Source organism: Streptomyces sp. NPDC006529, assembly GCF_040611795.1.
GTDB lineage: Bacteria > Actinomycetota > Actinomycetes > Streptomycetales > Streptomycetaceae > Streptomyces.
The window spans coordinates 1-12,628 of record NZ_JBEXPB010000011.1 but is presented as its reverse complement, the minus strand read 5'-3'; the positions used below and the strand labels follow the sequence as shown (position 1 = coordinate 12,628).

The window sequence follows — 12,628 nt, the reverse complement described above, 5'->3', positions numbered from 1 at the left end:
CGCACCGCGGAAGCCGTGCGGCGCGGGCGCGGCACACGCCGCGGCCGCGTCGGACGAGTCCGCCAACCAGGGGGTCACACAGGTGAGTACGGCCGCAACGACGGGTTTCTGCAGGGTCACCGTCGTGGCCCCCGACAGCCGCATCGACGTCGCCCTCCCCGAGGACATCGCCGTCGCCGACGTCTACCCGGAGCTGCTCCGCCTCACCGGCCAGACCCAGCCCGTCGGCGCCCCCACCGGCTACCACCTGGTCCGCCGCGACGGCACCGTCCTGGACGGCGCCCGCACCCTGGCCGGCCAGCAGGTCCTGGACGGCGAAGTGCTGAGCCTGCGCCCCTTCGCCGAATCGCTGCCGCCCGCCGTCTTCGACGACGTCTCCGACGCCGTCGCCTCCGCCGTGGTCCGCGACCGGCACCGCTGGAGCGACGACATGCTGCGCGGCGCGGGCCTCGCCGGAGCCGTCCTGCTGCTCGTCCTGATGGGCTTCGTCCTCTGGTACGCCGACCCCGTCCGCCACGACATGCACGGCCTGCCCGGCATCATCGCCGGCACCGTCGGCCTCCTGCTCACCGCCGCCGCGGGCATCCGCGCCCGGGTCTACCGTGACCGCGGCTCCGCCGTCGCCCTCGGCCTCGGCGCCCTCCCGCTCCTGCTGATCGCCGGCTCCGGGATCATCGGGCCCGACGCGGGCCAGGGGCCGGGCCGGCTCCAGTTCCTGCTGGGCTGCGTCGTCGTCCTGGTCGCCTCCGTGGCCCTGGCCGCCCTCACCCCCAGCGGCGACGCCCCCTTCGTCGCGGCCACCTTCCTCGCCGCCACCGGCACCGTCGCCACCTTCGCCGCGATCCTCACCGACGCCTCCGCGACCGCCACCGCCTCCGTCTGCGCGCCCACCGCCATCGCGCTGGTCGCCTTCCTCCCCGGCCTCTCCGCCCGCTTCGCCCGGCTGCCCATCGGCTACGCCGCCCCGCAGAGCTCCACCGACGAGTACACCGAGTACGCGGCGAGCCCGGACCGCCACGAGAACGAGGCGTACGGCGATCCCTCCTCCGACACCCCCGAGGCCGGCGCCCCCCTGGACGCCGAGCTGATCGCCGCCCAGGCCCGGCGCGGCCACGAGATGCTCCTCGGCCTGGTCGGCGGCTGCGCCGCGGTCGTCGTCGGCTCCGCCGCCGTCCTCGGCTTCTCCCACAACCTCTGGGGCCAGCTCCTCGCCTTGGGCGCCGGACTCGCCATGCTGCTGCGCGCCCGCCTCTTCCGCTACACCTCGCAGGTGGTCTGCACGCTGGCCGCCGGCCTCGCCGCCATCGCCCTGCTCGTCCTCGGCCTGGCCCTGAACCCGCCGGTCGCCATGCTGCGCGACCTCCTCCAGTACGGGGACCACGGCAGCCTGGACATCCGTACGATCTGGCTCTCGGCCGCCGTCGCCGCGGGCGCCGCCCTGCTCGCCATGATCGCGCTCGTCATCCCGAGCAAGGGTCTGTCACCCTTCTGGGGACGACTGCTCGACCTCACCGAGGCCGCCGTGCTGCTCAGCCTGGTCCCGCTGTGCCTGGCCGTCCTCGACGTGTACGCCTCGGCCCGCGCGCTCACCAGCTGAGACGGGCCGCTCCGCAGGCCTGGTAGTCTGGGTGACGGCCGTTTGTGTACGCGTTCCCGGAGCCTTCTGCGAAGCCTCTGAGAACTGCGCCCAGCGGACCCGCCTCCCGAGTTACGGAAGCTCCCCAGAGAATTCGACCTGGGGCACTCGGTGGCTACGAAGACCTATCACGAGGAGTACGCGTGCCGCTCGATGCCGCTACGAAGAAGCAGATCTTTACCGAGTTCGGCACCAAGGAGGGCGACACCGGCTCCCCCGAGGTGCAGGTCGCGATGCTCTCCCGCCGTATCTCGGACCTGACCGAGCACCTCAAGACCCACAAGCACGACCACCACTCGCGCCGTGGCCTGCTGATCCTGGTCGGCCAGCGCCGCCGCCTGCTGCAGTACCTGGCCAAGAAGGACATCGCGCGCTTCCGCATCCTGGTCGAGCGCCTCGGCATCCGCCGCGGTGCCGCGGGCGCCAAGTAAGAACGCCGTGAAGGGAGCGGTTCCCGCGAGAAGGGGACCGCTCCCTTTGCTGTACGTGCGGGACGTACCGGACGCTTTGTAGTCTGGTTCCGCAGCACAACAGAAGAGGAGGAGCGCCCTCCCTACGCCGCCGGTCCTCGGTAGTGGCACCCGGAAGGTCCGTACGCCGGGCCCCGCACCGGATGCTTCGATCGAAGACCGGCCCGCACGCCAGGAGCGCTTCTCCGAAAACCGGCCCCCGCCACACGGGCGGAGGATCGGGAGACGACGAAAATGGAGAAAACGCTAGTGGAGAACGAGACCCACTACGCCGAGGCCGTCATTGACAACGGTTCCTTCGGCACCCGCACCATCCGCTTCGAGACGGGCCGTCTGGCCCGCCAGGCCGCCGGCTCCGCCGTTGCCTACCTGGACGACGACACGATGGTGCTGTCCGCCACCACCGCGTCGAAGAAGCCCAAGGACCAGCTCGACTTCTTCCCCCTGACGGTGGACGTCGAGGAGCGGCAGTACGCGGCCGGCAAGATCCCCGGCTCCTTCTTCCGTCGCGAGGGCCGGCCCTCCGAGGACGCGATCCTCACCTGCCGCCTGATCGACCGCCCGCTGCGCCCGTCCTTCAAGAAGGGCCTGCGCAACGAGATCCAGGTCGTCGCCACGATCATGGCGCTCAACCCGGACCACCTGTACGACGTCATCGCGATCAACGCCGCGTCCGCGTCCACGCAGCTCGCCGGCCTGCCCTTCTCCGGCCCGATCGGCGGCGTCCGCGTCGCGCTGATCCGCGGCCAGTGGGTGGCCTTCCCGACGCACACCGAGCTGGAGGACGCCGTCTTCGACATGGTCGTCGCCGGCCGTGTGCTCGACGACGGCGACGTCGCGATCATGATGGTCGAGGCCGAGGCCACCGAGAAGACCATCGCCCTGGTCAAGGGCGGAGCCGAGGCCCCCACCGAGGAGATCGTCGCCTCCGGTCTGGACGCCGCGAAGCCCTTCATCAAGGTCCTCTGCAAGGCGCAGGCCGACCTCGCGTCGAAGGCCGCCAAGCCCACCGGCGACTTCCCGGTCTTCCTGGACTACCAGGACGACGTCTACGAGGCCCTCTCGGCCGCGGTCAAGGGCGACCTCGCCCAGGCGCTGACCATCGCGGGCAAGCAGGACCGCGAGGCCGAGCTGGACCGCGTCAAGGAGATCGCCGCCGCGAAGCTCCTCCCGGCCTTCGAAGGCCGCGAGAAGGAGATCTCCGCCGCGTACCGCAGCCTGACCAAGGCCCTGGTCCGCGAGCGCGTCATCAAGGACAAGGTCCGCATCGACGGCCGCGGGCTCACGGACATCCGTACCCTCGCCGCCGAGGTCGAGGCCATCCCGCGCGTGCACGGCTCGGCGCTGTTCGAGCGTGGCGAGACCCAGATCCTGGGCGTCACCACCCTCAACATGCTCCGCATGGAGCAGCAGCTGGACACCCTCTCCCCGGTGACCCGCAAGCGCTACATGCACAACTACAACTTCCCGCCGTACTCGGTCGGCGAGACCGGCCGCGTCGGTTCGCCGAAGCGCCGCGAGATCGGCCACGGCGCGCTCGCCGAGCGCGCGATCGTGCCGGTCCTGCCGACGCGCGAGGAGTTCCCCTACGCGATCCGTCAGGTGTCCGAGGCCCTCGGCTCCAACGGCTCGACCTCCATGGGCTCGGTCTGCGCCTCCACCATGTCGCTGCTGAACGCCGGTGTGCCGCTGAAGGCCCCCGTCGCCGGCATCGCCATGGGCCTGATCTCCCAGGAGATCGACGGCAAGACGCACTACGTCGCCCTCACCGACATCCTCGGTGCGGAGGACGCCTTCGGCGACATGGACTTCAAGGTCGCCGGCACCAAGGAGTTCGTGACCGCCCTCCAGCTGGACACCAAGCTGGACGGCATCCCGGCCTCCGTCCTGGCCGCGGCCCTCACCCAGGCCCGCGACGCCCGCCTCCACATCCTCGACGTGATGATGGAAGCGATCGACACGCCGGACGAGATGTCCCCCAACGCCCCGCGGATCATCACGGTCAAGATCCCCGTGGACAAGATCGGTGAGGTCATCGGCCCCAAGGGCAAGATGATCAACCAGATCCAGGAGGACACCGGCGCCGAGATCACGATCGAGGACGACGGCACCATCTACATCGGTGCCGCCGACGGTCCGGCCGCCGAGGCCGCCCGCGCCACGATCAACCAGATCGCCAACCCGACCATGCCGGAGGTCGGCGAGCGCTACCTGGGTACGGTCGTCAAGACCACCACCTTCGGTGCCTTCGTTTCCCTCATGCCGGGCAAGGACGGCCTCCTGCACATCTCGCAGATCCGCAAGCTCGCTGGTGGCAAGCGCGTGGAGAACGTCGAGGACGTGCTCGCGGTCGGCACCAAGGTCCAGGTCGAGATCGCCGAGATCGACTCCCGCGGCAAGCTCTCGCTGATCCCCGTGATCGACGGCGAGGCCGCCGACGCCGACGCTGACAAGGACGACTCCGACAAGTGATGTCGCGTAGTTCCCGAGTGACGGCCCGCACCTCTTCCGAGGTGCGGGCCGTCGCCCGTACCCAAACCCTGCTCCCGGGCGAGAACGGGATCGGCACGGTCCGCCGTACCACCCTGCCCAACGGCCTGCGCATCGTCACCGAGACGCTGCCGTCGGTGCGCTCGGCGACCTTCGGCATCTGGGCCCACGTCGGATCCCGCGACGAGACCCCCACGCTGAACGGCGCCACGCACTACCTCGAGCACCTCCTCTTCAAGGGCACCGCCAAGCGCAGCGCCCTCGACATCTCCTCCGCGATCGACGCGGTCGGCGGAGAGATGAACGCCTTCACGGCGAAGGAGTACACCTGCTACTACGCGCGGGTGCTCGACACGGACCTGCCGCTGGCCATCGACACGGTGTGCGACATGCTCACCGGCTCGCTGATCCGCGAGGAGGACGTCGACGCCGAGCGCGGCGTCATCCTCGAAGAGATCGCGATGACCGAGGACGACCCGGGCGACTGCGTGCACGACCTGTTCGCGCACACGATGCTGGGCGACACCCCGCTGGGCCGCCCCGTCCTCGGCACCGTCGACACGATCAACGCGCTGACCGCCGACCGGATCCGCCGCTTCTACAAGAAGCACTACGACCCCACGCACCTGGTCGTGGCCGCCGCGGGCAACGTCGACCACGCCAAGGTCGTCCGCCAGGTCCGCACCGCCTTCGAGCGCGCCGGCTTCGACGGCACCGGCCAGGAGCCCGTCGGCCCGCGCACCGGCACCCGCCGGATCCGCGTCGCGGGCCAGGTCGAGCTGGTCAACCGGAAGACCGAGCAGGCCCACGTGGTCCTCGGGATGCCCGGACTGGCCCGCACGGACGAGCGCCGCTGGGCGCTCGGGGTGCTGAACACCGCCCTGGGCGGCGGGATGTCCTCCCGCCTCTTCCAGGAGGTCCGCGAGAAGCGCGGCCTGGCCTACAGCGTGTACTCGTACACCTCCGGCTTCGCCGACACCGGCCTCTTCGGGGTCTACGCGGGCTGCCGCCCCAGCCAGGTCCACGACGTCCTGCGGATCTGCCGGGACGAACTGGACAAGGCCGCCACCGACGGGCTCACCGACGACGAGATCCGCCGCGCCATCGGGCAGCTCTCCGGCTCCACGGTCCTCGGCCTGGAGGACACCGGCGCCCTGATGAACCGCATCGGCAAGAGCGAGCTGTGCTGGGGCAGCCAGATGTCGGTCAGCGACATGCTGGCCCGCATCGGCGAGGTCACTCCGGACGAGGTCCGCGCCGTCGCGCAGGATGTACTGGCGCAGCGGCCCTCGCTGTCGGTGATCGGCCCGCTGAAGGAGAAGCAGGCCGCCCGCCTCGACGAAGCGGTCGCGTAGCACGGAAGCCGTCACGGACGTACGGACGTAAGGAAGCGAAAGACATGAGCAAGCTGCGCGTGGCCGTCCTCGGGGCCAAGGGCCGGATCGGCTCCGAGGCCGTCCGGGCCGTCGAGGCCGCCGAGGACATGGAACTGGTCGCCGCCCTCTCCCGCGGGGACAAGCTGGAGACGCTGGCCGAGGCCGGCGCCGAGGTCGTGGTCGAGCTGACCACCCCCGCGTCGGTCATGGGCAACCTCGACTTCTGCGTGCGCCACGGCATGCACGCCGTGGTCGGGACGACCGGCTGGACCGAGGACCGCCTCGCGCAGCTGACCACCTGGCTCTCCGGTTCGCCGCAGACCGGTGTGCTCATCGCACCGAACTTCTCCATCGGCGCCGTGCTCACCATGAAGTTCGCGGCCCAGGCGGCCCGCTACTTCGAGTCCGTCGAGGTCATCGAGCTGCACCACCCGAACAAGGTCGACGCCCCCTCCGGTACGGCGACCCGCACGGCGCAGCTCATCGCGGCGGCCCGCGCCGAGGCGGGCTGCGCCCCGCAGCCGGACGCCACGGTCACCGCCCTGGACGGCGCCCGCGGCGCCGACGTGGACGGCGTCCGGGTGCACGCCATCCGCCTGGCGGGCCTCCTCGCCCACCAGGAGGTGCTCCTCGGCGGCCAGGGCGAGACCCTGACCCTGCGTCACGACTCCCTGCACCACAGCAGCTTCATGCCGGGCATCCTGCTCGGCGCGCGGCGCGTGACGCAGACCCCGGGCCTCACCTTCGGCCTGGAACACTTCCTCGACCTCGGCTGAGCAGGCAGTAGTACTCCTTATGCGCGCGAAGATCATCTACTTCATCACGGCCGCCGTCCTGGTCTTCTACTTCGTCCTGGCCGGCCGCCAGGGCGTGACCCTGATCGGCATGGGCACCTGGATCACCGTCCCGCTCGGGCTGTCGGTCCTGGTCCTGCCCGTCGTCGGCGTGTGGTTCCTGTGGAAGAACACCCGGTTCGTCACCCGGGCCAACCAGCTCTCCACCGAGCTGGAGGCCGAGGGCGGACTGCCCGTGGACGAGCTGGAGCGGGACGCGTACGGACGGATCCTGCGGGACTCCGCCGACGAGGTCTTCGCGCGCCGCAAGGCCGAGACCGAGGACGCGCCGGGGGACTGGCGCAACTGGTTCCGCCTCGCCGTCGCCTACCACGACGCCCGCGACACCCCGCGGGCCCGCAAGGCCATGCAGCGGGCGATCGCCCTGCACGACGGAAAGGCCGTACAGGTCTGATCCCTGTACGGCCTCCCGGGCATCCCGGTATCGCGGTGTCCGCCTCAGCGGCTCAGCCCACCGGGACGGCCCGGTACTCCTCGGCCCAGGCCTCGACCACGCCCGCGGCCCGGTCGAAGGCCTCGGTGCGGGCGAGGAAGTCCGCGCTGTGGTCGGTGAGCAGCACAGGGACCGGAGCCGCGGCCCCGTCCCGCGACGCCATGGTCAGCGCCTGGCCCTGCACCGTGCGGGGCAGGCCGAGCCAGCGCACGGGCTGCTGCACCGTACGGACCTCGCCGACCTGGGACCAGGGGACGGACCGGGTCGAGAAGAACGACACCCGGCGCAGCCCCGTACGGCTCACCCAGACGCCCGCGCGCAGCAGGCGCAGCGAGGTCCCGACGACCGCGAGCGCGGCGACGGCGCAGACGGCCGCCCCGCCCCACGCGCCCGCGAACGCGATGATCATCGTCGCGAGCAGCATGAACGAGGACACCAGGAGCAGTACGGCGGCGATGGCGACCCGCCAGGGGCCGGGCCGGTAGGGCCGGCGCCAGCGGTCGGGATCGTCGTGGGGGAGCGCCGCGTCGGCATCGTCCTCGCCGTCGAGGTGCTCGGCCGTCAGGAAGGGCAGGGGCACGGCTGATCCTCACTCACATGCACATTCGGTAGGGCAGTGCCGGTGAGGCTACCCAGTCCGGTCACGGCCGACCACCTCAGGGGGGCCGGACGGGTCAGGGCTCAATGCCCCTCGGCGGCCTCGGACTGCTGGGTCTTCTCGGGTGCCTTGTACGGCTGCAGCGCGGGCATGCCGAAGAGCAGCGAGCCGACGAGCCCCGCCACCACGGTCAGTCCGACCAGACTACGGGCGGCGATCTGCCCGTAGCCGAGACGCTCGCGCGGCGGCGGGGTGACATTGCTGCGGAAACGGTCGGCCTCGGCGACGAAGGCGAACGGGACGGGTTCGCGCCGGCGGAACATGGACGTCACTCCTCACGATCGGGCCCCTGTACGGGGAGCGGCGACCCTGGTGGTCAACCCCTGCCTGTAAGGACGCGCGGCGGGTCCGATCGGTGCCGGATTTCGGCAACTTAGCCGAACCTTACGGCCGGACACCGGGCGCGGGGCGGTCCGGAGGCCCGGCGCGGGCGCCGTAGAGTGGTCGCGCCCCAAGCGATGCCCTTTGGAAGGACCCCGGTGAGCGAGACCGCCGCTTCAGACCCGAAACCCAGCTTCCGCAGCGACGTCACGGTGGAGTTGGTGAAGCACTCCGCCGCCGACTCCGACGTGCTCTGGGCGGCCCGGGTCTCCACGGCCGGGGAGCAGTCCCTGGAGGAGCTCCAGAAGGACCCCGAGCGCTCCAAGGGCCTGATCAACTACCTGATGCGGGACCGCCACGGCAGCCCCTTCGAGCACAACTCGATGACGTTCTTCATCAGCGCCCCGATCTTCGTCTTCCGCGAGTTCATGCGCCACCGCGTGGGCTGGTCCTACAACGAGGAATCGGGCCGCTACAGGGAGCTGGAACCGGTCTTCTACGTCCCGGACGCCGAGCGCAAGCTCGTCCAGGAGGGACGCCCGGGCAAGTACGTCTTCGTCGACGGCACCGCGGAGCAGCACGAGCTGACCGGCCGCGTCATGGAGGATTCGTACCGTCAGGCGTACGAGGCGTACCAGGAGATGCTCGCGGCGGGCGTGGCGCGCGAAGTGGCGCGCGCCGTGCTCCCGGTGGGGCTCTTCTCCTCGATGTACGCGACGTGCAACGCGCGCTCGCTCATGCACTTCCTCGGCCTGCGCACCCAGCACGAGCTGGCGGCGGTCCCGTCCTTCCCGCAGCGGGAGATCGAGATGGTCGGCGAGAAGATGGAGCGGCACTGGGCCTCGCTGATGCCCTTGACCCACGCGGCCTTCAACACCAACGGCCGTGTGGCTCCGTAACCCGCGCATCCCGTGCACCGCCCGGCACGTACGGATGTACGGAGGTTTGCGGGAAGTGTCCGTATTGCGACGTTTCGCAAAGTTCATCTAGGCTGATCAAACGGACCCGGCACTGCTTGAACCCCCGAGCAGGCAGTGCCGGGCTCCAACACCATCCGGCCTTCCGGGGTCGGCACCACCCTGTTGACGTGCCCCGAGGGGACACCGCGAGCGTGGCAGCGAGTAGCGTGTTACCCATGGCTCCGATCTCGACTCCGCAGACCCCCTTCGGGCGGGTCCTCACCGCCATGATCACGCCGTTCACGGCGGATGGCGCACTCGACCTCGACGGCGCGCAGCGGCTCGCCGTCCACTTGGTGGACGCAGGCAACGACGGCCTGATCATCAACGGGACCACCGGTGAGTCCCCGACCACCACCGACGCGGAGAAAGACGCCCTCGTACGAGCCGTGCTCGAAGCCGTCGGAGACCGCGCCCACGTGGTCGCCGGCATCGGCACCAACGACACCGCGCACACCCTGGAGCTGGCCCGCCAGGCCGAGCGCACCGGCGCACACGGCCTGCTCGCGGTCACGCCGTACTACAGCAAGCCGCCGCAGGAAGGCCTCTACCGGCACTTCACGGCGATCGCGGACGCGACCGGGCTGCCGGTCATGCTCTACGACATCCCCGGCCGCAGTGGTGTCCCGATCAACACCGAAACCCTCGTGCGGCTCGGGGAGCACCCGCGTATCGTCGCGAACAAGGACGCCAAGGGCGACCTGGGCCGTGCCAGCTGGGCCATCGCACAGAGCGGCCTGGCCTGGTACTCCGGCGACGACATGCTGAACCTGCCCCTGCTGTCCGTGGGCGCGGCCGGCTTCGTCTCCGTCGTGAGCCACGTGGTCACCCCCGAGCTGCGCTCCATGCTGGAGGCCTACCTCGGCGGAGACGTGCAGAAGGCGGCCGAGATCCACCAGAAGCTGCTCCCGGTCTTCACGGGTATGTTCCGCACGCAGGGCGTCATCACCACCAAGGGCGCGCTGCACCTCCAGGGCCTGCCCGCGGGCCCGCTGCGACTGCCCCTGATCGAGCTGAGCGCCGAAGAGACGGCTCAGCTCAAGATCGATCTTGCTGCCGGCGGGGTACAGGTCTGACACCGGACCCCCTGCCGGACACCCCAGACTTCACAACTGAACAAGCAGCACCAGCACCACCCACAAGACACACAGCAAGTGCACCAGTGCACGAATGACATGCCCGCCACGTGCCTTCGCAGGTACGTGGCGAGTGTGGTTGAGGAGATACTTTTGAGCCATCCGCATCCTGAACTCGGTCCCCCGCCGAAGCTCGCGAAGGGCGGCCTCCGGGTCACCCCGCTGGGCGGTCTCGGTGAGATCGGCCGCAACATGACCGTCTTCGAGTTCGACGGCCGCCTGCTCATCGTCGACTGCGGCGTCCTCTTCCCCGAAGAGGAGCAGCCCGGCATCGACCTGATCCTTCCGGACTTCTCGTCCATCCGGGACCGGCTGGACGACATCGAGGGCATCGTCCTCACGCACGGCCACGAGGACCACATCGGCGCCGTCCCCTACCTCCTCCGGGAGAAGCCGGACATCCCGCTGATCGGCTCCAAGCTGACGCTGGCCCTCATCGAGGCGAAGCTCCAGGAGCACCGCATCCGCCCGTACACCCTTGAGGTGAAGGAAGGCGAGCGCGAGAACCTCGGCCCCTTCGACTGCGAATTCATCGCGGTCAACCACTCCATCCCGGACGCCCTGGCCGTGGCCATCCGCACCGGCGCCGGCATGGTCGTGTGCACCGGCGACTTCAAGATGGACCAGCTCCCGCTGGACAACCGCCTCACCGACCTGCACGCCTTCGCGCGTCTGAGCGAAGAGGGCATCGACCTCCTCCTCTCGGACTCGACGAACGCCGAGGTCCCCGGCTTCGTGCCGCCCGAGCGCGAGATCTCGGGCGTCCTGCGCACGGTTTTCGCGAACGCCAACAACCGGATCATCGTGGCGAGCTTCGCCAGCCACGTGCACCGCATCCAGCAGATCCTCGACGCCGCCCACGAATACGGCCGCCGCGTCGCCTTCGTCGGCCGCTCGATGGTCCGCAACATGGGCATCGCGCGCGACCTCGGCTACCTGCGGGTCCCGGCCGGGCTCGTCGTGGACGTCAAGACCCTCGACGACCTGCCGGCCCACGAGGTCGTCCTGGTCTGCACGGGTTCGCAGGGCGAGCCGATGGCCGCGCTGTCCCGCATGGCCAACCGCGACCACCAGATCCGGATCGTCCCGGGCGACACCGTGATCCTCGCGTCGTCCCTGATCCCGGGCAACGAGAACGCGGTCTACCGCGTGATCAACGGCCTGACCCGCTGGGGCGCCAACGTCGTCCACAAGGGCAACGCCAAGGTGCACGTCTCGGGCCACGCTTCGGCCGGCGAGCTGCTGTACTTCTACAACATCTGCAAGCCGCGCAACCTCATGCCGGTCCACGGCGAATGGCGCCACCTGCGCGCCAACGCCGAGCTCGGCGCGCTGACGGGTGTCCCGAAGGACCGCATCGTCATCGCCGAGGACGGCGTGGTCGTCGACCTCATCGACGGCAAGGCCAAGATCACCGGCAAGGTGCAGGCCGGTTACGTGTACGTCGACGGCCTCTCGGTCGGCGACGTCACGGAGGCCTCCCTCAAGGACCGCCGCATCCTCGGTGACGAGGGCATCATCTCGGTCTACGTCGTGGTGGACAGCACCACCGGCAAGATCGTGAGCGGCCCGAACATCCAGGCCAGGGGCTCCGGCATCGAGGACTCGGCCTTCACCGCGGTCCTGCCGAAGATCGAGGAGTCCATCGCCCGCGCGGCGGCGGACGGCGTCGCGGAGCCGCACCAGATCCAGCAGCTCATCCGCCGCACCATGGGCAAGTGGGTCTCGGACGGCTACCGCCGCCGCCCGATGATCCTGCCCGTCGTGGTCGAGGTCTGAGGCTCTCCGTAGCCACCTCGTAGCGTCCTCACAGGAGCGGGGCAACCGGATTTGCATCCGGGGGCCCCGCTCCAGTACGTTTACGTCTCCCGCCTCAAGGAACCCCCCGAGCACGCACGTGCCCGGGCGCACCCGCGAGCGGGCGGTAAATCGGCCCGGGGAAACCTGATACGGTCTGAACCGCCCGAAAGGGAAAGGCCCCCAACGGCCACCGAATTCAAATCCAACTCCGGTAAACGGAGCGGGAAGAGAATCTGGTAGAGTTGGAATCGCCGGAAAGGGAAACGCGAAAGCGCGACCTGGAAAGCGAAAAGCAGGATCCCGCTTCGACCGGGAATCGGACACGAGAGAGTCTGATAGAGTCGGAAACGAAGAACGAAGCCCGGAGGAAAGCCCCAGTAGTGATACTGCGGTGAGTACAAAGGAAGCGTCCGTTCCTTGAGAACTCAACAGCGTGCCAAAAATCAACGCCAGAAGTTGATACCCCGTCCACTTCGGTGGATGAGGTTCCTTTGA

11 protein-coding genes are annotated in these 12,628 nt (G+C 69.8%); 9 read left to right on the top strand and 2 right to left on the bottom strand.

Going from position 1 to position 12,628, the window contains the following annotated elements; translation table 11 throughout:
* Positions 1-82: 82 nt before the first annotated feature.
* The 6 genes from eccD to ABZY31_RS11355 all read left to right on the top strand — a co-directional run bounded on the left by eccD (position 83) and on the right by ABZY31_RS11355 (position 7,220).
* Complete coding sequence (gene eccD, locus ABZY31_RS11380) at positions 83-1,597, top strand: type VII secretion integral membrane protein EccD (RefSeq protein WP_356407713.1); 1,515 nt, start codon at positions 83-85, stop codon at positions 1,595-1,597.
* A 182-nt stretch (positions 1,598-1,779) separates the two neighbouring features.
* A complete protein-coding gene (gene rpsO / locus ABZY31_RS11375; RefSeq protein WP_356407710.1) occupies positions 1,780-2,067 on the top strand; it encodes a 30S ribosomal protein S15 in 288 nt (95 codons plus the stop codon).
* 288 nt (positions 2,068-2,355) lie between these two features.
* Positions 2,356-4,578 carry a polyribonucleotide nucleotidyltransferase gene (locus ABZY31_RS11370; protein ID WP_356407994.1) on the top strand — a complete coding sequence of 741 codons (2,223 nt, stop codon included), beginning with the start codon at positions 2,356-2,358 and terminating at the stop codon, positions 4,576-4,578.
* Entirely contained in the window at positions 4,575-5,951 is a 1,377-nt protein-coding gene (locus tag ABZY31_RS11365; RefSeq protein WP_356407707.1) for a pitrilysin family protein, read from the top strand. Before ABZY31_RS11370 ends, ABZY31_RS11365 begins: the two co-directional genes overlap by 4 nt.
* 44 nt (positions 5,952-5,995) lie before the next feature.
* Entirely contained in the window at positions 5,996-6,748 is a 753-nt protein-coding gene (dapB, locus tag ABZY31_RS11360) for a 4-hydroxy-tetrahydrodipicolinate reductase (RefSeq protein ID WP_356407704.1), read from the top strand.
* A 19-nt stretch (positions 6,749-6,767) separates the two neighbouring features.
* Positions 6,768-7,220: a hypothetical protein gene (locus tag ABZY31_RS11355; protein ID WP_356407701.1), complete on the top strand. Its 453-nt coding sequence runs from the start codon at positions 6,768-6,770 to the stop codon at positions 7,218-7,220.
* Between the two features lie 52 nt (positions 7,221-7,272).
* On the opposite strand, the gene ABZY31_RS11350 is transcribed toward ABZY31_RS11355, so the two are convergent.
* A complete protein-coding gene (locus tag ABZY31_RS11350) occupies positions 7,273-7,839 on the bottom strand; it encodes a PH domain-containing protein (RefSeq protein ID WP_356407699.1) in 567 nt (188 codons plus the stop codon).
* A 101-nt stretch (positions 7,840-7,940) separates the two neighbouring features.
* Positions 7,941-8,180, bottom strand: coding sequence for a hypothetical protein (locus ABZY31_RS11345; protein ID WP_356407696.1), 240 nt, complete (start codon positions 8,178-8,180; stop codon positions 7,941-7,943).
* 195 nt (positions 8,181-8,375) lie between these two features.
* On the opposite strand from ABZY31_RS11345, the gene thyX reads away from it, so the two are divergent.
* From thyX to ABZY31_RS11330, 3 genes are all read left to right on the top strand, one after another.
* Complete coding sequence (gene thyX / locus ABZY31_RS11340; protein WP_356407694.1) at positions 8,376-9,137, top strand: FAD-dependent thymidylate synthase; 762 nt, start codon at positions 8,376-8,378, stop codon at positions 9,135-9,137.
* A 236-nt stretch (positions 9,138-9,373) separates the two neighbouring features.
* Positions 9,374-10,273, top strand: coding sequence for a 4-hydroxy-tetrahydrodipicolinate synthase (gene dapA, locus ABZY31_RS11335; RefSeq protein ID WP_356407691.1), 900 nt, complete (start codon positions 9,374-9,376; stop codon positions 10,271-10,273).
* Positions 10,274-10,426: 153 nt separating this feature from the next.
* Positions 10,427-12,112 (top strand): ribonuclease J, encoded by a 1,686-nt coding sequence (locus ABZY31_RS11330; RefSeq protein WP_356407688.1) that lies wholly within the window; start codon positions 10,427-10,429, stop codon positions 12,110-12,112.
* Positions 12,113-12,628 lie beyond the last annotated feature (516 nt).

Bases quoted from the DNA above. Each gene is read 5' to 3' on its own strand.
- dapB (WP_356407704.1), top strand. From the start codon at position 5,996: ATGAGCAAGCTGCGCGTGGCCGTCCTCGGGGCCAAGGGCCGGATCGGC.
- ABZY31_RS11355 (WP_356407701.1), top strand. From the start codon at position 6,768: ATGCGCGCGAAGATCATCTACTTCATCACGGCCGCCGTCCTGGTCTTC.
- ABZY31_RS11345 (WP_356407696.1), bottom strand. From the start codon at position 8,180: ATGTTCCGCCGGCGCGAACCCGTCCCGTTCGCCTTCGTCGCCGAGGCC.
- thyX (WP_356407694.1), top strand. From the start codon at position 8,376: ATGCCCTTTGGAAGGACCCCGGTGAGCGAGACCGCCGCTTCAGACCCG.
- dapA (WP_356407691.1), top strand. From the start codon at position 9,374: ATGGCTCCGATCTCGACTCCGCAGACCCCCTTCGGGCGGGTCCTCACC.